18 protein-coding genes are annotated in these 21,818 nt (G+C 69.3%); 14 read left to right on the forward strand and 4 right to left on the reverse strand.

The features are described from left to right. Positions 1-74 precede the first annotated feature (74 nt). Together IEW87_RS02775 and IEW87_RS02780 are read right to left on the reverse strand one after the other, a co-directional pair. Positions 75-1,049: an aldo/keto reductase gene (locus tag IEW87_RS02775; RefSeq protein ID WP_188710777.1), complete on the reverse strand. Its 975-nt coding sequence runs from the start codon at positions 1,047-1,049 to the stop codon at positions 75-77. Continuing rightward, positions 1,042-2,322 (reverse strand): L-fuconate dehydratase, encoded by a 1,281-nt coding sequence (locus IEW87_RS02780; RefSeq protein WP_188710778.1) that lies wholly within the window; start codon positions 2,320-2,322, stop codon positions 1,042-1,044. Before IEW87_RS02780 ends, IEW87_RS02775 begins: the two co-directional genes overlap by 8 nt. 80 nt (positions 2,323-2,402) lie before the next feature. Between IEW87_RS02780 and IEW87_RS15175 the strand changes: the two genes are divergently transcribed. After that, positions 2,403-3,857, forward strand: coding sequence for a flavin monoamine oxidase family protein (locus IEW87_RS15175; protein ID WP_188710779.1), 1,455 nt, complete (start codon positions 2,403-2,405; stop codon positions 3,855-3,857). Between the two features lie 144 nt (positions 3,858-4,001). Here the strand turns inward: IEW87_RS15175 and IEW87_RS02790 are convergent, their stop codons facing one another. Beyond that, positions 4,002-5,210 carry a cobalamin-independent methionine synthase II family protein gene (locus tag IEW87_RS02790; protein WP_188710780.1) on the reverse strand — a complete coding sequence of 403 codons (1,209 nt, stop codon included), beginning with the start codon at positions 5,208-5,210 and terminating at the stop codon, positions 4,002-4,004. Continuing rightward, positions 5,207-5,920, reverse strand: coding sequence for a Pr6Pr family membrane protein (locus IEW87_RS02795; RefSeq protein WP_229730874.1), 714 nt, complete (start codon positions 5,918-5,920; stop codon positions 5,207-5,209). Before IEW87_RS02795 ends, IEW87_RS02790 begins: the two co-directional genes overlap by 4 nt. 162 nt (positions 5,921-6,082) lie before the next feature. On the opposite strand from IEW87_RS02795, the gene IEW87_RS02800 reads away from it, so the two are divergent. The 13 genes from IEW87_RS02800 (at position 6,083) to IEW87_RS02860 (ending at position 21,770) form a co-directional block, all read left to right on the forward strand. Further along, a complete protein-coding gene (locus tag IEW87_RS02800) occupies positions 6,083-7,009 on the forward strand; it encodes a transporter substrate-binding domain-containing protein (protein ID WP_229730875.1) in 927 nt (308 codons plus the stop codon). A 7-nt stretch (positions 7,010-7,016) separates the two neighbouring features. After that, positions 7,017-7,925, forward strand: coding sequence for an amino acid ABC transporter permease (locus IEW87_RS02805; protein WP_188710781.1), 909 nt, complete (start codon positions 7,017-7,019; stop codon positions 7,923-7,925). After that, entirely contained in the window at positions 7,925-8,755 is an 831-nt protein-coding gene (locus IEW87_RS02810) for an amino acid ABC transporter ATP-binding protein (RefSeq protein WP_308420908.1), read from the forward strand. The genes IEW87_RS02805 and IEW87_RS02810 overlap by 1 nt, the downstream gene beginning before the upstream one ends. Positions 8,756-8,819: 64 nt before the next feature. Then, a complete protein-coding gene (locus tag IEW87_RS02815) occupies positions 8,820-10,055 on the forward strand; it encodes a CaiB/BaiF CoA transferase family protein (protein WP_188710782.1) in 1,236 nt (411 codons plus the stop codon). Then, entirely contained in the window at positions 10,052-11,107 is a 1,056-nt protein-coding gene (locus IEW87_RS02820; protein WP_188710783.1) for a 2-hydroxyacyl-CoA dehydratase family protein, read from the forward strand. The genes IEW87_RS02815 and IEW87_RS02820 overlap by 4 nt, the downstream gene beginning before the upstream one ends. Continuing rightward, positions 11,104-12,354 (forward strand): 2-hydroxyacyl-CoA dehydratase family protein, encoded by a 1,251-nt coding sequence (locus IEW87_RS02825; protein ID WP_188710784.1) that lies wholly within the window; start codon positions 11,104-11,106, stop codon positions 12,352-12,354. The genes IEW87_RS02820 and IEW87_RS02825 overlap by 4 nt, the downstream gene beginning before the upstream one ends. A 3-nt stretch (positions 12,355-12,357) precedes the next feature. Beyond that, complete coding sequence (locus tag IEW87_RS02830) at positions 12,358-13,563, forward strand: MFS transporter (protein WP_188710785.1); 1,206 nt, start codon at positions 12,358-12,360, stop codon at positions 13,561-13,563. Between the two features lie 106 nt (positions 13,564-13,669). Further along, the gene (locus IEW87_RS02835) at positions 13,670-15,211 is read left to right on the forward strand and encodes a carboxylesterase/lipase family protein (protein ID WP_188710786.1); all 1,542 of its coding nucleotides are present in this window, start codon (positions 13,670-13,672) and stop codon (positions 15,209-15,211) included. Next, positions 15,208-16,341 (forward strand): CapA family protein, encoded by a 1,134-nt coding sequence (locus IEW87_RS02840; protein ID WP_188710787.1) that lies wholly within the window; start codon positions 15,208-15,210, stop codon positions 16,339-16,341. Before IEW87_RS02835 ends, IEW87_RS02840 begins: the two co-directional genes overlap by 4 nt. Before the next feature lie 12 nt (positions 16,342-16,353). Continuing rightward, positions 16,354-17,937 (forward strand): ABC transporter substrate-binding protein, encoded by a 1,584-nt coding sequence (locus IEW87_RS02845; protein ID WP_188710788.1) that lies wholly within the window; start codon positions 16,354-16,356, stop codon positions 17,935-17,937. 100 nt (positions 17,938-18,037) lie between these two features. Continuing rightward, positions 18,038-18,979 carry an ABC transporter permease gene (locus IEW87_RS02850; RefSeq protein WP_188710789.1) on the forward strand — a complete coding sequence of 314 codons (942 nt, stop codon included), beginning with the start codon at positions 18,038-18,040 and terminating at the stop codon, positions 18,977-18,979. Further along, positions 18,976-20,919, forward strand: a complete 1,944-nt coding sequence (locus tag IEW87_RS02855; RefSeq protein WP_188710790.1) for a dipeptide/oligopeptide/nickel ABC transporter permease/ATP-binding protein — start codon at positions 18,976-18,978, stop codon at positions 20,917-20,919. Before IEW87_RS02850 ends, IEW87_RS02855 begins: the two co-directional genes overlap by 4 nt. After that, entirely contained in the window at positions 20,916-21,770 is an 855-nt protein-coding gene (locus tag IEW87_RS02860; protein WP_188710791.1) for an ATP-binding cassette domain-containing protein, read from the forward strand. The genes IEW87_RS02855 and IEW87_RS02860 overlap by 4 nt, the downstream gene beginning before the upstream one ends. The last annotated feature ends 48 nt before the right edge of the window (positions 21,771-21,818 follow it).

A 21,818-nucleotide genomic window follows, 5' to 3' on the forward strand; every position in this document is an offset into this window, starting at 1 on the left:
CCAGAGTTTGCGGGCGCGCGTGCCGCGTCGCCGCAAACTTTGGCGACCCAGCGCGTGAGACCAGCGCGTGGGGACTACGCGATGAGCGACTCGGCGGCGAGCTCCGCCCAGAGATCCTCGGGGATCTCCAGGCGCATCCACTCGGCGTTCTGGCGGATCTGCGCGGCGCGGCTGCTGCCGGTCACGACCGTGCGCACTGTGGAGATGCGCGTCGTGTACTGCAGCGCCGCCGCCGGCAGCGGAACACCGTAGGAGCGGCAGACGTCGGCGATGCGGGTCGCCCGGTCGACGAGCTCCCGCGGCGCCTGGCCGTAGTCGTAGCGTGGATTGTCGGCGGGTTGGTCGCTTGCGAGCAGGCCCGAGTTGAACACCGACGCCGTCACGATGCCCGTCCCCGTGCGCTCGCAGGCCGGAACCGTGTCGGCGAGCGCCGGCTGCTCGAGCAGTGTGAGCCGACCCGCGACCATCAGGACGTCCAGCCCGCCCGATGCCGCGCCGAGCGCGAGCGCTCCCGCGTCCATGGATCCGAGCCCGGACGCCCGGACGACACCCTCGCGTTTCAGATCCGCGAGCGCGGCCGTTCCCGACGCGAGGTGGCGTTCGAGATCGCCGGACTGCTCGGGATCGTGCAGGTAGACGAGGTCGATCGACGTCAGGCCGAGCCGCTCGAGCGACTCCTCGATCGACCGGCGCACGCCGTCCGCGGAAAAGTCCCACTGCCGCTTGACGACGGTGGGCACGTGGTAGAAATTCTCGACGTCGAGCTGGTTCTCACCGCCGGGGTTGGGCACGAGCAGCCGCCCGGCCTTCGTCGAGAGAACGAACTCGTCGCGAGGCTTCGTGCGGAGGAACGCGCCGAGCCGTCGCTCCGAGAGGCCGAGGCCGTAGTGCGGGGCGGTGTCGAAGTAGCGCACGCCGGCGTCCCACGCGGCCTCCAGTACGGCAAGCGCGTCGTCATCGGTCACCGGGCGATTCAGGTTGCCGATTCCCGCGGCGCCGAAACCGAACGATGGCAACGCCAGGTCGCTTCGGCGAGAGACCTCACCCACGGAAGGTGTACTCCTCCCGGCTCGCCGCCAGCATCTCCATGCCGTTGCCCGGGGCGGTGGGCGCGTGGTAGACGCCGCCGCTCACGTCGGTGGGCGTCACGAAGTGCTCGTGGAGGTGATCGACGTACTCGATCACCCGACCTTCCGTCGTGCCGGTGACGGCGATGAAGTCGAACATCGACAGGTGCTGCACGGCCTCGCAGAGTCCGACGCCGCCTGCGTGGGGACAGACCGGAACGCCGAACTTCGCCGCCAGCAACAGAATCGCGATGTTCTCGTTCACACCGGCGACCCGAGTCGCGTCGATCTGCAGCACGCTCAGCGCATTCGCCTGCAGCAGCTGCTTGAACATCACGCGACCGCCGCAGTGCTCGCCGGTCGCCACCGGGATCGGCGCCACGCCCTTCGCGATCGCCGCGTGGGCGAGGATGTCGTCCGGGTTCGTCGGTTCTTCGATCCAGGCGATGTCGAACTCGGAGAGGCGCCCCATCCACTCGATCGCCTCGTCGACGCCCCATCGCTGGTTCGCGTCCGTGCCGATGCGGATGTCGGGTCCGACGGTCTCACGCGCGAGGCGCATACGTCGGATGTCATCGTCGACGTCACCGCCGACCTTGAGCTTGATCATGCGGAACCCGTCCGCCACGGCCTCGCGGCACAAGCGCGCGAGCTTCTCGTCCGAGTAGCCGAGCCAGCCGGGCGTGGTCGTGTACGCGGGATAACCGTGCTCGAGCAACTCGGCCTCGCGCGTGGCGCGGCCCGGCTCGGCAGCACGCAGGATCTGGAGTGCGTCATCGCGCGTGAGCGCGTCGGTGAGATAGCGGAAGTCGATCAGATCGACGATCTCCTCCGGGCTCATCCGCGCGAGCAGGCGCCACAGCGGAAGACTGGCGCGCTTCGCCTTCAGGTCCCACATGGCGTTGACGACGGCGCCGATCGCCATGTGCATGACGCCCTTCTCCGGTCCGAGCCAGCGCAACTGCGAGTCGCCGACGAGTCCGCGCCAGAAGGATCCCATGTCGTCGAGGATCGCCTCCACGTCGCGCCCGACAAGATGCGGCGAGAGGGCGCGGATGGCGGCAGTCTGAATGTCGTTGCCGCGCCCGATCGTGAAGACGAAGCCGTGGCCGGAGTGCCCGTCGTCCGCATCGGTGGTGATCTCGACGTATGCCGCCGAGTAGTCGGGGTCGGCGTTCATCGCATCGGAGCCGTCCAGCTGCTCGGATGTCGGGAAGCGGATGTCGACGGTGTCGACGGTGACGATCGTGCTCACGTGATCTCCTCGGGTTCTTGTTACAGCGTAGACATCCGATGTCTGTGCGGTCAATCGCGCGACGGGTAACCTTACGAGCGATGAGGATCACACGTCGCACGATGCTGTTGGGCGCGGGGGCTGGGGCGCTCACCGTCTTGCTGGCGTCGTGCACGCCGACTCCGGCCCCTCCGCCGGAGGAGACGCCCACGCGCGAGCCCACCGTCACGCCGACGCCTGTGGGGGAGATTCCCGCGGCGGCGGCGTACTTCCGCACGGCGTGGACCACGGATCCCTACGCCTACGGCGCGCGCAGCGTGACGCCCGTGGGTGCGACGACCGCTGACCGCGAGACGCTTGCGAACCCGCTCGGCAACCGCGTGTTCTTCGCGGGCGAGGCGACCAGCCAATCGGCGCCCGGCACGATCCGCGGTGCCGTCGAGTCGGGTGAGCGCGCCGCGCGCGAGGTCTCCGAGGCGATGGGCGAAGGCGAGCGGGTGGCCGTCGTCGGCGCCGGCGCGGCCGGAGCGACCGCGGCGCGCAGCCTCCTGGAAGCGGGTATCGACGTCACGGTTCTCGAGGCGCGTGATCGCGCCGGCGGCCGTCTGGCGACGCACGATAGCGACGACTGGCCCGTGCCGCCCCAGGCGGGCGCGTGGCTGCTCGGATCCGACGACACCGAGACGGCATCGCGGATGGCGCTGCTCGGAGTCGGCTCCGTGGCCGTCTCCGGCGTCGCGGGATTCTCGCGCGACGGCGAGGTCGCGCCCCCGTCGGGGGAGGACATCGCGAGCGCGATCGCCGATGTGAGGGCCGCGTCCTCCGATGTTTCCCTGGCCGACGCGATGGCAGAGGCGGGCCTCGCCGACTCTGACGAGCACGACGCATTCGTCGCGAGCCTGTCGGCGATGACGGGCATCGATCCCGCCACGGCCTCCAGCTGGTACGCGCCGACCCTGCCCGACGGATCCTTTGACGCGCTCGCGAGCGACGTGGCACCGTTCGTCGAGGCGCCGCTCGGCGACCTCGACGTGACGTACTCGACCACCGTCTCGAACGTCGTCCACGACGATTCCGGCGTGAGCCTGCGCCTGGCGGGCGGCGAGGCGCTGACTTACGACCGCGTGATCGTCACCGTGCCGCTCGGCGTGCTCAAGGCGGGCGCGATCGAGTTCGACCCGCCGCTGTCTTTTGCCCATCGCGGTGCGATCTCCGCACTCGAGATGGGCGCGATCGAGTCGATCTGGCTGCGGTACGACGCGCCGTTCTGGGCGACGTCGGCGGCGATCTGGCACGTCGTCGGCCCCGCGCGACCGACGCCGACCCCGGAGCCGACCGACGAGGATCCTGCCGCCGAAGACGAGACCGAGGAACCGACCGATCCGACGATTCGCACCTGGATCAATCTGCTCCCGACCACGGGCGAGCCGATCCTCGTCGGCCTCGTCGGCGGCCCTGCGGCGCGCGTCGTGGCAGAGCTCGACGACGACGCACTGCTGACTCTTGCTGCGGAGTCGCTCATGCCGTTCACGGATCCGGACGCTGCCGAGGACTGACAAGCGGCCGCCCTCGCCGAGCGTCTCGAAATCTCCCGAGAATCCGCGGGTCCGGCGAGCTTCTCGAGACGCTCGGCGAATTTCCCGATGCTCGGCAACACGACGTGGCCCGCTCCGCGACAGCGGAGCGGGCCACGTCGCAGATCAGATGCGTGCGCCGGCGATCCGGGCACCCTCGCCGAGGGAGGCGAGCTTCGCCCACGCGATCTGCTCGTGCACGCGACCGCCGAGCCCGCAGTCGGTCGCGGCGACAACCCGCTCGGGGCCGACGATCCGCGCGAAGCGTTCGATGCGCTGGGCGACGAGCTCGGGGTGCTCCACGAGGTTCGTCGAATGGCCGACGACGCCGGGCACGAGGACGAGATCGTCGGGGATGAGGTCCTTGTTCTCCTCCCACACCGTCCACTCGTGCTCGTGGCGGGCGTTGGCGGCCTCGAAAGAGATCTGCCCGACGTTCGCGCCCAGCACCGTCTTCAGGATGTGCTTCAATTCGATGTCGGTCGCGTGCGGGCCGTGCCATGAGCCCCAGCACAGGTGCAGGCGGATCTGCTCCTTCGGGAGGCCCTTGATCGCCTCGTTGATGGCATCGATGCGGAACTGCGTGAAGGCGTTGTAATCCTCGACCGTTGGCTCGGGCTGGATCTGGTCCCAGTTCTCGGCGAGCGACGGGTCGTCGAGCTGCAGGATGAGGCCCGCGTCGGTGATCGCCTTGTACTCCTCGCGCAGCGCGCGCGCCCAGGCCGTGATGTGCTCGTTCTCGGTCTCATAGAAGCTCGTCGTGATGCGGGCCGCGGATCCCGGGGCGATCGCGGTGATGAATCCGCGTTCGTCGTCGCGGAGCGCGCCCGTCAGGTGCGCGACATCGCTGGCGACCTTGTCGTGCCCCGTGTAGGTGATCTCGCCCGTGTTGGTCGGGAACGCGGTGGCGTTCCGGCCGGTGCCGATGCCGGCGGAGCGGTCCGCGTACGCCTCCGCGAACAGCTCGCGATCGCGCCGGTCGAGGAACGAGGTCAGCTGAATGTTGCCCGGCGTGCTCTCGACGCGCTCATAGGTGAAGAAGGAGTTGTCGGTCAGCTCGAGTCCCGACACGCGCTGGAACGAGTAGCCCCACCAGGCGCCGTAGTCGATCGGGTTCGACATGGCCTTGCCGAACTCCCCATCTCCGGGCTGGGTGATGCCGGCGCGGCGCTGCCGCTCGACGACGTCCGTGACGGCCGCCGCGACGAGCTCGCGGTACTCCGGCGTAGAGGTGAGGGTGAAGCCGTCGTCCTCGAAGGTGCGGGCTGCGTTGGCCTCGATCAGCTGCGAAGTGCGCGGCAGGCTCCCGGCGGTGGTGGTCTCGATCCGCGTCATAGCATCTCCTTGGGGTGGGTGGTGATTCGACGGTACCGAGCCGGCCACCGCCACCGCATGTCGCGTGACCTCGTGTGACTGTCCGGAACCGTCTCGCGCCAGCGGCTGAGCGCGATGAGGCCGCACGCGACGGCGGCGAATACGGACAGCGCGATCACGCACGTGCCGAGGAACTCCGGGATCCCGGAGACCTGCCGCAGGTCGAGGAAGTAGTACGGGTACCAGCCGATGTGCGACCCGCGCCACAAAGTGAAGACGCCCCACAGCACGGGATAGAGCAGGACGAAGGCGACGAGGCGCCAGCGCGCCGCGCGCCGGCCGGGTCCGATGTTCCACGCGACGATGGCGATCGCCGGCAGGAGGAAGTGCAGAACGTGGTCGGACCAGGGCACGGTCATCGGGACGCCGCGCACGCCCGATTGCCATACCAGGAGCGCGAACACGAGGCCCGCCGTGATCGTCCAGCTGAGGACGACCGTGCGCGCGTCGGTGAACCACCGCGGATCCTCGTCGCGCCGCATGGCGATCGCTCCGCCGATGACGGCGATGATCGCGAACGCGATGTTGGATTGGATCGTGAGGTACGCGAAGAAGTTCTGCCCGGCGATGGTCTGGGAGCTCAGGCCCCACAGCTGGCGGTGCACGAGGGCAACGACGCACAGCGCTGCGGCTCCGAACCGGACCGCTGCAAACCACTTCCGTGCCGTCACCGACCGCCCTCCCTCTCGGCGTGCAGTCGAGTCTACGGAGTGCGCCAGCCCGCCTCCCGGCGCGCGGGGGTCGCCGCGCAGAAGGCACTTACTGAATATCAATCGGTATGATACTTTGGCGATGCGCTGCGGCGCCCCGAACACAAGGATGTGGAGATACCCATGAGACTCAGCAGAATCGCGCCGACGGCTCTCGTCGCGCTGTCGGCCCTCGCGCTCGCCTCATGTGCGAGCGATGCCTCCTCGGAAACCGGAGGCGACGCGAGCCAGGGCGGCGACGCGAACGGATCCGTCAATACGGACGCGCCGCTGTACGACGCGCTGCCGGACGACATCAAGGACGCAGGCCAGATCACGATGGCCGGCGACACGCACCCCCCGTACCGGACGATCGAAGCTGACGGTTCGTTCACCGGCATCGACCCCGACATCCAGGCGGCTCTGTCCGAGCAGTTCGGCGTGCCGTTCGTCATCGAGACCGCTTCCGGGCTCGACGCCATGCTCACCGGCATGCTGTCCGGCCGCTACGACGCCTTCAACGGCCCGCTGCGCACGACAGAGGAGCGCGAAGCGGAGTTCGACACCGTCGTGTGGATGACGACCCGCACGTCGTACGTGTACCTCACCGAGCGGGAGGACGAGCTGTCGGACCCCGAGGCACTGTGCGGATCGCGCGTGTCGGGCGTGTCCGGATCCGTGTCCGAGTCCCAGCTGGAGCTCTACGCGCAGTGGTGCGCCGACAACGGCCTCGACGAGCCGACCTTCGTGGGGCTCGCCGACAGCAACGCGACGTTCCTCGCCGTCAACTCCGACCGTGCCGACTACGCCGCCACGACGCAGGGCGGCGCGATCGACCTGATGGCCGCGGACCCCGACAAGTACGACTATCTCGTGCAGACCGACGAGCAGGGGGCGGGCGTCGACCAGCTGGCGATCTTCATGCCGAAGGAGTCCGGCCTCGCCGAGCCGATGCTCGAGGCATTCCAGGCGCTGTTCGATAACGGCGAGTACGAGCGGATCATGTCCGACTGGGACATCACCGATGTCACCGTCGACGAGCCGGCGCTCAACCCGATGACGAGTGGGTGACGCACTGATGACACGCCTGGAGCAGTCGGCAGGAACGACTGCCCCCGTCGACGTCGCTGCCGCGCGCGCGAGGATCCGGCCCGGTCGGATCCTCGGCGCGGCGATCCTCGCGATCATCGCCCTCAGCGTCATCTGGTTCCTCGTCAGCAACGAGCGGTTCGAGTGGGACGTGGTCGGGCAGTACCTCTTCCACCCGAGCGTGCTCGTCGGGCTCGGAATGAGCGTCGCGTTGACCGCCGTCGGCATGATCCTCGGATCATTGCTCGGCACGTTCCTCGCGGCCGGCCAGCTGAGCGACTTCCTGCCCCTGCGCGTCGCATGCATCACGTTCGTCGGATTCTTCCGCGGCGTCCCGCCGCTCGTGCAGCTCATCTTCTGGTACAACCTCGCCTACCTGATCCCGCGGATCGAGCTCGGCGTGCCTTTCGGCCCCGAACTGTTCAGCTGGTCGACCAACGACATCATCACTCCGCTGACCGCCGCCGTCATCGGGCTGTCGCTGCACGAGTCGGCCTACATGGCGGAGATCATCCGCGGCGGAATCCTCTCGGTCGGCCAGGACCAGCGGGACGCCGCGGCAGCGATGGGCTTCGGCCGCTGGCGCACGTTCTCGCGCGTCGTGCTGCCGCAAGCGATGCGCGTGATCTTGCCCCCGGCCGGATCGCAGGTCATCGCGCTGATGAAGGGCACCTCGCTCGTCAGCGTCATCGCGATGGGCGACCTGCTCCACTCCGTGCAGGTGATCTATAACCGCACCTACGAAGTCGTCCCCATGCTGCTCGTGGCGGTCGTCTGGTACCTCATCGCTGTGACGTTGCTGACCCTCGTCCAGCGCCGCGTCGAGGACCACTTCGGCCGCGGTTCGACCCGCACCCCCACCCGGCCCCAGCGGCCGCGATCGAAGGAGGCCGTGTGATGTCCGCAGATTCGTCCGGACTCATCGTGCAGCCGAAGGTGACCGACGAGACCCCCGTGATCGAGGTCTCCGACGTGCGCAAGCGCTTCGGTGACCAGAAGGCGCTCGATGGCGTCTCGATGAGCGTCTACGAAGGCGAGGTCGTCGCGATCCTCGGCCCCAGCGGATCCGGCAAGTCGACGCTCGTGCGATGCATCGACCAGCTCGAGACGATCGACGGCGGATCCATGCGCCTCGACGGCGAGCTGCTCGGCTACGAGCGCCTCGGCGGCCACCTGCGGCCGATGACGCCCTCCGGGAAGCAGCGCCAGCAACGGCGCATGAGCATGGTGTTCCAGCAGTTCAACCTCTTCCCGCACTGGACGGTGCTGCGGAACATCACCGAGGCCCCCGTGCACGTGCACGGCGCCACGCCCGCGGCCGCCCGCACGCGCGCGCTCGAGCTGCTCGAGCGCGTGGGCCTCTCGGACAAGGCCGACGCCTACCCGCGCCACCTCTCGGGCGGGCAACAGCAGCGCGTCGCGATCGTGCGTGCGGTCGCCGTCGACCCCCGGATCCTCCTCTTCGACGAGCCGACGAGCGCGCTCGACCCGGAGCTCGTCGACGAGGTGCTGCAGACGATGAAGCAGCTCGCGCACACCGGCCGCACGATGGTCGTCGTCACCCACGAACTCGAGTTCGCCCGGAACGTCGCGGACCGCTGCGTGTTCATGGCGGACGGCCGCGTCGTCGAGGATCGTCCCGCCGACGCCTTCTTCGACGACCCACAATCCGAACGTCTCCGGACATTCCTCGCCCGATCGGGCCGCACCACGCAGCGGGAGAGCTGATGCCGAGACTCGCGATCGAGTCCGCGCGACGCCGACCTGCCCACCACTCTGTGAAGGAGACGACATGACCACGAGGCCGCTCGAAGGAAAAACGGTCATCGACCTGACGACCGCGCTGTCGGGGCCGTACGCGACCCTGCTGCTCGCGGGGCTCGGGGCGCGCGTGATCAAGGTCGAGAACCCCACGCGCGGCGGCGACACGTCGCGGAACAACTCGCCGTATGTCACCGAGGGCGGGCTGAGCCTCAGCCGCACCTCCGACGACGACATGTCGGTGTCGATGATGCTGCGCGGGCGCGGCAAGGAGTCGATCGCGCTCAATCTGAAGGATCCCGAGCACCGCGACGTGCTGCTCGACCTCATCAAGAGTGCGGACATCGTCGTCGACAACTACAGCGCGGGTGTCACCAAGCGCCTCGGGATCGACTACGAGACCGTGCGGCCCCTGAACCCGAAGATCGTCTACACGTCGATCAGCGGCTTCGGCGCGACGGGCGACCACGGCGACCGCAAGGCGATGGACACGATCGTGCAGGCCCTCAGCGGCGTCATGACGACCGCGGGCGAGCCCGGGGAACCCCCCGTGCGCTTCGGCCTGCCCGTCGGCGACCTCGTCGCCCCGCTCTTCGCCGTCATCGGCACACTTTCCGCAGTCCTCCAGGCGGAGCACACGGGCGAGGGCCAGCACGTCGACGTCTCGATGCTCGGCGCCCTCACCTCGCTGGTCGCGTGCGAGCCGTTCGATGCGCTCGAGTCGGTCGGCTTCCCGCTTCGTACCGGTGCCTACGTGCCGCGCCTCGCGCCCTTCGGGACGTTCCGTGCGATCGACGGATGGTTCGCCGTCACGGCCCCGACAGACCAGTTCTCGGCGTCGGTACTGAAGGCGATCGGGCGCTCCGACCTGCTGGGCGGCGCCGAGTTCGGCAGCCGCGACGCGCGCGTCGCGAACGCCGATCGCCTCCACGGCCTCATCGCGGGATGGGCCGCCGAGCGCACGCTCAACGAGGCGATGGCCTCGCTGTCCGCCCACGGCGCGCCAGCGGCGCCGGTCCGCTCGACGGCCGAGGCGGTCCGCGACCCCGACGTCCAGCAGCGCGGCGAGGTCGTGCCGCTCGTGCACCCGAAGTTCGGTCACTTCGACGGCCTGTACGGCTCCGGTCTGCCCGTCGTGTTCTCCGGCAAGCCGTCCGATCTGTCGGGGCCGGCGCCGAAGCTCGGCGAGCACACCGACGCGATCCTGCGCGAGCTGGGGTACGACGAGGAGCGCATCGCCAGCCTGCGCCTGGAGCGCGTGGGATGACCACGCGCCGCCACATCGGCATGATCGGCGCCGACGCCCCGCGCCAGATCGTGTTGGCGGCGGGTGCCGTGCCCGTCCGCCTGCATGGCGCGTGGCACGGCGAGGTGTCGCGTGACGCGTCGGAGCTGCTCGGAGTCTCCGACGCCGTCGCGCTGCGCCTGCTCGATGAGCTCCTCGGCGGCGCGCACGACGGACTCGACGGCCTGGTCGTCTGTAACGACTCCGCCGCGAATCTGCGGTTGTTCTACGTTCTGCGCGTCTTGGCTGGTCGCGGGCGCGTGAGGTTTCCCATCACGCTGCTCGACGCTCCCCGCGGCCTCGGCGCTCCCCGGGAGCGTTTCGTGGCGCGCCAGTACGCGCGACTCGCGGCGTTCTGCTCGTCGCTCACCGGCGAGCCCGTCGATGCGCACTCCCTTGCGTCCGCCGCGACTCGCGAGCGCGCGCTCGGCGAGGCGTTGGCCAGGCTCCGCGCGCGGCGTGTCGGCGGCGAGTGCACCGGATCCGCGGCGCTCGCCGCCTATGCCGCCGCGGCGACGCGCGCTCCGGAAGACGCGGTCGCGTTCATCGACGCGGCCTGCACGGCTCCGGCGGCAGACGCGGCGCCGATCGTCGTGACCGGATCATCGCATCCCGATCACACCGTGTACGACGCCATCGAAGCGACCGGCCTGGTCGTGCGCGCCGAGGACCACGACGCGGGCGACGCCTCCTGGATCGGCGAGGCCGCCGACGGCTCTTCCCTCGAGGAGGTCTGCGCGTCTCTCGCACGTGAACATGCTCGGCGGCCTCCGTTGGCTGCGAGGTCGCGATCCCGCGAGCGGGCCGCGGCCCTCGCCGCCGTCGTCTCGCGCGTCGATGCGCGCGGCGTGCTCGCGCTCGCTCGCGACCTGGACGACGCACCCGCATGGGATCTTGCCGCGCAGCGCACCGCGATGAGCGATGTTGGACTGCCGCTCGAAGAACGCGTGCGCATCGCGCCGGAGAGCGCCGCCCGTGACGCGTCGGAGGCCGCCATCGCCCTGCGCGCCCGGATCGTGAAGGAGCCTGCATGAGCACCGAACGCCTGCGCGCCGCCGCTGAGGCGACGCGCTTCCAGAAGGCCTGGTTCCAGGACGTGGCCGAGCGCGCCCGCGCGGGAGAGCCGATCGCGATCGTCAACGCCGACGCGCCGCACGAGATCCTGCGGGCGCTCGACATCCCGTACGTCGTGACGCAATGGTGGTCGTCGATCGTCGCCGCGAAGCGGATGAGCGCAGCCGCACTCGAGCGTGTCGCCGCGCAAGGCCTGCCCGACTTCAGCCTGCAGTACGACGCCATCCCACTCGGCGAGCAGGATCTCCCGAGTGACGACCGGCCGTGGGGTGGGCTCCCGCAGCCGGCCTTCGCCATCGCGGAGCGCAGTGGCGACGTGACGCAGAAGATCTTCGAGCAGTGGGGCGAGCGCGACGGAACCGAGACGTTCCTCCTCTCGCGCACGGGCGCGGATCCGGTGCCCCCCCGGTGGTGGGAGCTTGTCCCGTATCGATGGGAAGAGGCCTTCGGATCGGACCGCATCGATCTCCTGCAGGACGAGATCGGCGAGCTGGTGGCCTGGCTCGAGGAGCGCACGGGCCGCACGCTCGACCACGCACGATTGCGGCGGATCCTCGAGCTCGGCAACGAGCAGGCGGGGTGGAACAAGAAGACACGAGACGCGATTGCGGCGGCCCGGCCGACGCCGATCGCCGTGAACGACTCGATGCCGGCCGTCATGGTGCCGCAGTGGCATCGCGGAAGCGAATGGGCGGTGGGCGCGGCGCGTTCCCTCTACGAAGAGGTCGTCGAGCGGATCGACAGCGGCCAGGCGGTCTGCGCGGACGAGCGCGTGCGCCTCATGTGGGTCGGCCGCGGGCTCTGGTCGGACCTCGACATGTATCGCCGGTTTCAGGACGAGTTCGGTGCGGTGTTCGTGTGGTCGATGTACCTCGCGATCGCCGCGGACGGCTACGCGCGGCACGGTGACGACGCAATGCGCACGCTCGCGGCGCGCTTCGTCGGCATCACCGACCAGCTCTACGTACCGCCGTGGTCGAGCGAGTGGTACGTGAAGGAGGCGCTCTCTCACGGCGTCGACGGCGTCGTGCACCTCGTCGCGGACGACACACCGGGCGCTGGTCTCATCACCGAGGCGTTGGAGGAGCAGGGCATCCCGGTGCTGGAGATCCGCGCCAACAACGCCGACCAACGCTCGAGCGGCGCCGCGCGGATTCCGGAGCGCATCGCGGACTTCCTGCGCACGCGCGTGTCCGCGCGCCGCTGACGGGTGGGTGTCTTCCGGCCGTTCCGCCAGCGCAGCTTCTCGCTGTTCTTCACGGGGCAGGTCGCGTCGAACGTCGGGCTGTGGTTTCAGAACCTCGCGCTGCAGCTCGTGGTTCTCGGTGCGACGGGTAGCGCACAGGCGCTGAGCGGCGTCACCGTCGCGCAGTTCCTGCCGATCTTCCTGCTGGGCGTGCCCGCGGGGCGTCTGGCCGACCGGATCCGTCCCCGCACGATCCTCATCGTCACCTCGATCCTTGCGGCTTGCGTCGCGGTATGCGTCGCGTTCGTCGTGGCGGGGGATGATCCGCAGCTCTGGCAGATCTACGCGCTCATCGGGGTGTTCGGCACGGTCCAGGCGTTCGAGCGTGTCGCGGGCCAGACGATCATCTACGAGCTCGTCGGGCCGAAGACGCACCCGGGAGCGGTGTCGATCAGCACCATCGCGATCGCGGCCGCCCGCTCGGTGGGGCCGGGCCTCGCCGGGCTCGCATTCCAGGCGCTCGGGGCGCCCGCGTGCATGCTTCTCAACGCGGCCTCCTACCTGCTCGCAGGGACGATGCTGCTCCTGATCCGCCGTCGGGACCTGCACGCGCGTGTGACGAGGGGATCCGGCCCGGCGGTGCGTCTGACGGACTTCCTGCGCGACAGGTCGATTTCGACGCTCCTCATCGTGAACGTCGTGATCGCGCTGTTCGCGCTCAACTTCGGCCTCGTGCTGACGTCGATCGTCGATCTCTCGTTCGGCGGTGATGCGGCGAGCGTGGGTTTCGTGCACGCGCTCAACGCCGTCGGCGCGATCGCAGGCGGGATCCTCGCGGCCGCACGGCCGGCGATCGGCGTGCGCTCCCTCATCGTCGCGCTTGCGGTGTTCAGCGGCGCCCTGTTCGTCAACGCGGCCGCCCCGACCCTCGGGGTGTTCCTCGCCGTGTCGCCGCTTCTCGGGTTCGGAATCGGCTGCTACCAGGGCGTGCTGAACGCGGCGGCCCAGTCGTCGGCGCCTCCCGAAGCGATCGGTCGCCTCATGTCGCTCGTGACGCTCGGCAACTTCGGCATGACACCCTTCGGCGCCCTCTTCATGGGGTGGGTGATCGACGCGTCGTCCGGTCGCGTCTCCCTGCTCGTCGGTGGCCTCACCGCGCTGCTGTGCACGGTGTTCGTCGCGCTCCGGGCGCCGCGTGACGGGGGCGGCCGCACCGTACCCCACGGGTGAGGGAACTCACGCCGAGAGCCCTCTTCCCAAAGCGTGTCACTATAGATTACGATCGCTATGCCATGTGATTTATAAACCGGCTCGTCAACGGTGATGAGGAGACAGCGTGGAACAGCTCGTGGTGGAGACGGACGCCGGCCGGGTGCGCGGCGTTCGGTGCGGCGAGGCGATGCGATTCGCCGGGATCCCGTATGCGGCGCCGGCCGCGGGACGTCACCGTTTCCGTCCGCCGCAGCCCGTGACGCCGTGGTCCGGCGTGCGCGACGCGGACGATTTCGGACCCGCGGCATTCCAACTGATCCGCCCGGGTCGCGCGAACGACATCGGGCCGATGGGGGACGACAGCCTCGTACTGAACGTCTGGACGCCCGAACATTCGGGCTCGAGGCCGGTGCTCTTCTGGATCCACGGCGGTGGATTCGGCCAGGGCGTCGGCCATTCGGATGTCAACGACGGTGCACGGCTCGCGATGGCGGAGGACGTCGTCGTCGTGAGTGTCAACCATCGGCTCGGGCTGTTCGGATACCTCGATCTTGAGCACGTGGCGGGCGAGCGCTTCGCGGGATCGAGCATCGCGGGCATGCTCGATCTCGAGCGCGCGCTCGAGTGGGTCCGCGACAACATCGCGGCCTTCGGCGGGGATCCCGAGAACGTGACGATCTTCGGCCACTCCGGCGGCGGCGGCAAGGTCGCCACACTGATGGCGATGCCGCGCGCGCGGCAACTGTTCCACCGGGCGGTCATCCACGGCGGCCCCCCGTTCGGGTATCGCGACATCCCGGCGGCCGCGGACGCCGCCGATCGCCTGATCCGTGAGCTCGGCCTCCGCCCCGACACGATCGACTCCATCGCCGACATCCCCGGCGAACGACTGCTGGAGGCGCAGGCCGCACTGGGGGTGGGCGCCGTCCCGGGGGTGAACGGCATGCTGTTCGCTCCTGTCGTCGGAACCGAACACTTTCCCGAGCGCCCCGAGAACGCGTTGGCGTCCGGAGCTGCCGCCGGCATCGACCTCATGGCGGGAACGTCCGTGGACGAGGCTGACTACGTTCTCTTCGCGAATCCGGCCTGGCTGGAACCCGAGTTCGACATCAGCGCGGCGGATCTCGTGGCCCGCGTCGCGAGTTCGATCGACAGCCCCGACCGTGCCGACGAGCTCGTCGCCGGCTACCGGGCGCAGGGCGACGCGCGCAACATCGATCTGCTGCGGGACATCATGAGCGACCAGTTCCTCGTGCGCACGCGTCGGCTCGTCGAGGCGAAGATCGGCGGGGATGGGAAAGACGCGTTCCTCTATGCGTGCGACGTCAACCACGGCCAGGAGATCGGCGCATTCCACGGTGTGCAGATGCCGTTCTTCTTCGACACCGTGACGGAGGCCTCCGAGCGGATGCCGATCGCGGCGACTCCGGAGAACCTCGCGCTCGCCGCGGAGGCCCGACACGCGCATGCCGAGTTCGCCCGAACCGGCCGCCCCGCGCTGCCGGGCGACGCCTGGCGCGCATACGGCCGCGACGACAAAGCGCAGTACGTGTTCGGCGAATCGGGGAGCGCGGTCGTGAACGATCCATACGGCGATCGGCACGAGCTCTGGCGCGACGTCGTCGCGACCTCGCGCGTGGATCCGTGGGCGCGGCTGTTCGCATGAGCACGTTGCGCTCGGCCGAGATGATGTTCGTCGGGGATCTCATCCTCGGCGCGGACGAGGTGCGAGGGCACTTCGGCGACACCGGCGACACCCTGCGCGGCGCCGATGTTGCGGTGGGGCACGTCGAATGGCCGCACACGCGACGCGGCCAGGTGTCCTCCGCCGACCTCCCCGCGCCAGCAGCGCCCCCGGACAACCTCGCTGTCCTCGGCGACGTCGGAATCACCGTGGCGACGCTCGCCGCGAACCACATCTTCGACCAGGGCCAGAATGGCGTCGAGGACACGGTGAGCACCCTGCGGGAGCTCGGCATCGCGACGACCGGTGCCGGATCCCACAGCGCCGCCGCGCGCGAGGCGGCGACCGTTGAGCGCGCGGGGTTGAGTATCGGGCTGCTGAGCTACAACGCGGTCGGGCCGCGCGAATCGTGGGCGACCCCCTCGAAGGCCGGCGCCGCCTACGTGCGGATCCACGCGCATTACGACGTCGAGATGGCGTCGCCGGGGAGCCCTCCGACCGAGTTCACGGCGATCGACGCCGAGACGCTGAGCGCGATGTGCGCGGACATCCGCGAACTGAAGGAGCGCGTCGACGTCGTGGCGGTGAGCCTGCACAAGGGCCTCGTGTTCGAGCGCGCTCGGCTCGCTCAGTACGAACGCCCCCTCGCCTATGCGGCGATCGACGCCGGCGCGGACGTCGTGATCGGCCACCACGCTCACATCCTGCGCGGGGTCGAGGTGTACAAGGGGCGGCCGATCTTCCACGGCGTGAACCACTTCGTCACGGCATACCCGGACTCGGCGAACCCGCAGTCTTCGGCGTCGCGGGCGCGTACGCGCCCGACCCGGTCGCCGATCCTCTCGCTCGTGGATCCGGATCGCGACGTGCAGAACTTCCCCTTCTCGCGCGACGCACGCCAGACGATGATCGCGACCGTCGAGGTCGACGCGAGCGGTGTTGCGCGAGCCGGCTTCGTGCCGTGCTGGATCGACGAGAACGCGCGCACGCACGTCGCGCACGGCGAGCGCGGCGCCCAGATCGTGCAGTACGTCAGAGACATCACCACCGAGGCAGGGCTCGCCGCAGACATCGAATGGGATGGTGCGCGCGCCGCCTTCTTCACCCGTTGAAAGGAAACAAAGATGTTCCACCGTCACACGGGCCGCAGGGCCCTGATCACTGCCGTGCTTGTCACGGGCGGACTTGTCGTCAGCGGATGCGCGGCCGACGACGCCCCCGCACCCGATGATCCGGCCGCAGCAGCTGCCGGCGGCGACCTAAATATCCAGTACTTCGGTGATGTCGTCACGCTCGATCCCGCGCTATCCGGCCAGGGCCCGAGCGCCAACATCATCGCCTTCGCGTACGACCCGCTCATCTACATGACCCCGCAGGGCGACTACATCCCTGACCTCGCCGTCGAGTGGGGATACGCCGACGACGAGAACACGGTCTTCGAGTTCACCCTTCGCGACGGGGTGACCTTCGCGGGCGGCGCCGACCTCGACGCGGACGCAGCGGTCGCCTCGATGGAGTATTTCCTTAGCTCGGGAGGCGGAGCCGTCGCGGAGGTCGGCGAGATCGACACGGTCGAGGCGATTGATGACGCCACCGTGCGCATCACGTACGCCGAACCGTTCCCCCACGCACCGTGGACGCTGTCGCAGTACATCAAGTTCGGCAGCATCATCGGGCCGGACGGCCTCGAGGATCCCTCAACGCTCTCGACCGAGATGGACGGTGCGGGGCAGTACATCTTCAACGCCGACGAATCGGTCTCGAACGCCACCTACGTCTTCGACAGGAACCCCGACTACTGGAACCCCGAGGCGCAGATGTACGAGCGCGTCACGGTGCAGGCGATCACCGACGAGAACGCCGCCCTGTCGGCGATCCAGACGGGCCAGGTCGACTACACGCTCGGGGCCCCGGGAACCCTCGACGCCGCGGAGGCCGCCGGAATCGAGGTGCTCCAGGTGCCCTTCTTCAACTGGGGCATTCACATTGCCGACCGCAGTGGCGACCTTGTGCCGGCGCTCGAGGATCCGCAGGTGCGCGAGGCGATCGCGCTCTCCATCGATCGGCAGGCGATCGTCGACGCGATCGCGCCGAAGACCGCGCAGCCGAGCAGCCAGATCATGAACGAAGGCGCAATCGGTTTCGTCGACGGCCTCGAGTACCCCTACGACCCGGATCGCGCGCGCGAGCTGCTCGCGGACGCCGGATACGCGGACGGATTCTCGATGCCGATCCTCTCGACGAACGCGCTCGACCAGAACGCGATCCGTGCGCAGGCGATCGTGAGCTACCTCGAGGACATCGGCATCGACGTCGAGCTGACGGCGGACTCCACGGGTGTGTCGGGATTCGTCGAGAAGGCGCAGTCCGGTGAGTATGCGGCCACGATCTTCCCGATGAGCGGAACGACAATGGGTCTGCTGTACCAGACGCTCAGATCGGGTCCGCGCAATCCGTCCGCCACGCTCGATGACGAGATGGAATCCCTGTTCGACGAGTCGGTGACGCTCGACGACGAGGCGCGCCTTTCCCTGTACGAGCAGATGAGTGAGCGTGCCTATGAGACCGCGTGGCACATCCCGGTCTTCACGGCGAACGACCTGCACTACGTCGGGTCGGACCTGGCCGGGGTCGAGGTCACGAACCTCAATCCGATCCCGATCACGGTCGCCCCGGACCCGGGCTTCGCCTGGCACCCGGCCGGGTGAGCCCGACCCGAAACGGGTCTTGTCGAATATCATAGCCAATGATATTCTTCACAATCAGTTACGACAGTAATTCAACGTGTTTAGCAAAGGAGCTGAGCCGATGGTCGCGGTCCTCGCGAGGCGTGTGCTCATGGCGATTCCCATCCTGGTGATCGTCTCGGTCGTCATGTTCATCCTGTCCTCGATCGTCCCGGGCGATCAGGCGCGGACGATCCTGGGAGAGAACGCCACCCCACAGGCGGTCGCCGCGCTGCGTGAGCAGATGGGACTCGATCTGCCGCTCTACCTGCAGTACCTGAACTGGGCGTGGGACGCGGTGCGCGGCGACCTCGGCGCATCGATCTACAGCGGGCAGTCGGTCGTCACGATCGTCGGTGCGCGCTTCCCCGTCACCGGGTCGCTCATGCTGCTGGCGACGATCACGATCGCCGTCGTGGGCGGCGGGCTCGGCTTGATGAGCGCGCTGCGCGGTGGCTGGGTCGGTCGCATGCTCGACACGGCCTCGCTCGTCGGGCTCGCGGTGCCGAGCTTCGCCATCGCGATCCTGCTCGTGTCGGTGTTCGCCGTGACCGTGCGGATCTTTCCCGCGACCGGCTACGTCGCGTTCTCCGACGACCCCGTCGGATGGCTGTGGGCGCTCGTGCTCCCCGTGTTCGCGCTGAGTCTCGGGGGAACCACGCTCGTCGCCAAGCAGATGCGCGACTCGGTGCTCGACGCGCTCAGCCGCGACTACGTGCGGATGATGCGAGCGAACGGGATCCCCGAGCGGTCGATCATCTTCCGGCACGTCGTCAAGAACGCATCGATTCCGTCGATGACGATCGTCGGCGTCGGGGCTGTCGCCTGTCTCACGTCGACGGTCTTCGTCGAGAACGTCTTCGTGCTACCGGGGCTCGGCACGCTCGCGACGCAGTCGACGCTGAACCACGACCTGCCGGTGCTGCTCGGACTCGGCGTCTTCTTCACCCTGATGGTCATCGCGATCAACCTCGTGGTCGACGTGATGTACGGGGTGCTCAACCCGAAGGTGAGGATCTCATGACGGCACGTCGGCAGGGTTCGCCCCGCGTCTTCCGCGGCACGGGCCGCAATCTCTTCGCGGCCACGATCCGCAAGCCCCTCGGCGCGGTCTCGCTCGTCTACCTCGCGATCGTCGTCGCCGCGACCGTCGCGGCGCCGTGGCTCGCGCCCCACGACCCGCTCCAGCAGCGTCTGGACAGCGTCCGGCTCGGGCCGTCCGCCGAGTTCCTGCTCGGCACGGACGCGCTCGGACGGGACATCCTCAGCCGTCTGCTGCACGGCGGACAGGAGACGATGATCGGCGTGGCGCAGGCGCTCATCGTCGCCCTCGCGCTCGCGATCCCGCTCGGCATCGCCGCCGGCTTCCTCGGCGGGTGGGTCGATCGCCTCGTGATGCGCGTCGTGGACGTGACGATGGCGGTGCCGGGCATCATCGTCACGCTCGCCGTGCTTGCGATCTTCGCCAACAGCATGACGGCGGCGATGGTCACCTTCGGCGCGCTCGCGAGCGGCGCGGTCATCCGCGTGATCCGCAGCTCGGTGCTCGGCGTGCGCGAGGAGCTCTACATCGACGCGTCGCGCACGATCGGTCTGACGAACCCCCAGATCCTCGTGCGGCACGTGCTGCCGCGCACCCTCGGCGTCATCATCGTGCAGACCGCGCTGCTGGCCGCGATCGCCCTCGGCGTGCAGACGGGTCTCGCCTTCCTCGGCTTCGGTCCGCCGCCGCCCTCGCCGACATGGGGCGGCATGGTCGGCGAGGCCTCCACGATGCTGCAGCTGCACATGTGGATGATCTTCCCGACAGCGGGCATCATCACGATCACGACGCTGGCGTTCGGTCTGCTCGGCGACGCCGTGCGCGACGCGAACGCCGAGCGATTCACCGGCGGACCGCGGGCGCACCACCGCGAAGAGGCCGCGACGCGCACGATCGCGCCCGCCGGATCCCGCGACGAACGGGCGCTGCTGTCGGTGCGCGGCCTCACGGTCGCGTTCGGAACGCGGACCGCGGAGACCGTCGTCCTCGACGGGGTGGACTTCGACGTCCATCCGGGCGAGACGGTCGGGCTCGTCGGCGAGTCCGGATCCGGCAAGACGGTCACGGCGCTCGCGGTGCTGGGGCTGCTCGCCGCGGGTGGCCGCATCGTGTCGGGCGAGATCTGGTTCGACGGCGAGGACATCTCCGGATACTCGCGAGCGCAGTACCGCAAGCTCCGCGGCAAGGAGATCGCGCTGATCTCACAAGAGCCGATGGTGGCCCTGGATCCCGCGTTCCGCGTGGGGTTCCAGGTCGCCGAGGCGGTGCGCTCCCACGAGCGCTGCTCCCCGGCCGCGGCGAAGAAGCGGGCGCTCGAGCTGCTCGCCGACGTGCGCCTGCCGGATCCGCGCGCGGTGGCGAAGCTCTACCCTCATCAGCTCTCCGGCGGGATGGCGCAGCGCGTGTCGATCGCGATCGCGTTGGCCGGCCGCCCTCGCCTGCTCGTCGCGGACGAGCCGACGACCGCCCTCGACGTCACGGTGCAGGCCGAGATCCTCGACCTGCTGCGCCAGCTGCAGCGAGACACCGAGATGTCCATCATGTTCGTGACGCACGACTGGGGGGTCGTCGCGGACATCTGCGACCGGGCCGTCGTGATGTACGCGGGCCAGGTCGTCGAACGTGCGACCGTGCGCGAGGTGTTCGCGGATCCGCTGCACCCCTACACGCAGGGCCTGCGGTCGTCGAGTCCGCATCACGCGCGTCGCGGCGAGCCCATGCCGGCGATCGGCGGGATGGTGCCGCCGCCCACCGACTGGCCGACCGGGTGCCACTTCGCGCCGCGCTGTCCGGTCGCGACGGCGGCCTGCCGCGAGTCGCGCATCGAGGAGCGCGTGTTCGACCACGGGCGCACCGGGCGATGCATCCGCATCCCCGCCGAAGGCACACACGAAGGACGAAATGCGGTGATGACGCGATGACGACCCCCCTGCTCGACGTCGACGACCTCTCGGTCGAGTATCGACGCGGCCGCAAGCGGACGATGGCGGTCCGCGACGTGTCCTTCACGATCGGCGAGGGCGAGACGCTCGGCCTGGTCGGCGAGTCCGGATCCGGGAAGTCCACGATCGGCAAGGCCATCCTCGGGCTCGTGGCCGCGCACCGCGGCACGATCCGCTTCGCCGGGCGGGACATCACGCACCTTCCGCGCACGGAGCGCAACGCCCTCACGAGCGACATCCAGGTCGTGTACCAGGATCCGTACAGCTCGCTCGACCCCACCAAGCCGATCGGCTACACGTTGGCCGAGCCGATTCAGGTGCACGATCCGGGGCCGCGGGAGCAGGTCGCCGAGCGCGTCCTCGCGATGCTGCGTCGCGTCGGGCTGGGCGAGGACGCGGCGACGCGATACCCGGCGCAGTTCTCCGGCGGGCAGCGGCAGCGGATCGCCGTCGCCCGCGCGCTGATCCTCTCGCCCAAGCTCGTCGTCTGCGATGAGCCCGTGAGCGCGCTCGACCTCTCGATCCAGGCCGAGGTCATCAACCTCATGGCGGGGCTGCAGCGCGAGAGCGGCGCGAGCTTCCTGTTCATCTCGCACGACCTCTCGATCGTGCACCACATCTCCGACCGCCTCGTCGTGCTGAAGGACGGCCAGATCGTCGAGCAGGGCGACGCAGCCGAGATCTACCGGGCGCCGGAAGACGACTACACGAAACGACTCATCGCGGCGGCGCCCGTGCCCGATCCGGACGAGCAGGCACGCCGGAACGCGGCCCGGCTGGGGCAGGCCCCGCGGCGGCAGAGCGAGGAAACGGTGCTCAGCGCGCCGTGACACGGGCGGCGAAGGCAGAGACCGAAGGACACAACGAGAGGGAGAGCT

Source organism: Microbacterium faecale, from assembly GCF_014640975.1.
Classification (GTDB): domain Bacteria; phylum Actinomycetota; class Actinomycetes; order Actinomycetales; family Microbacteriaceae; genus Microbacterium; species Microbacterium faecale.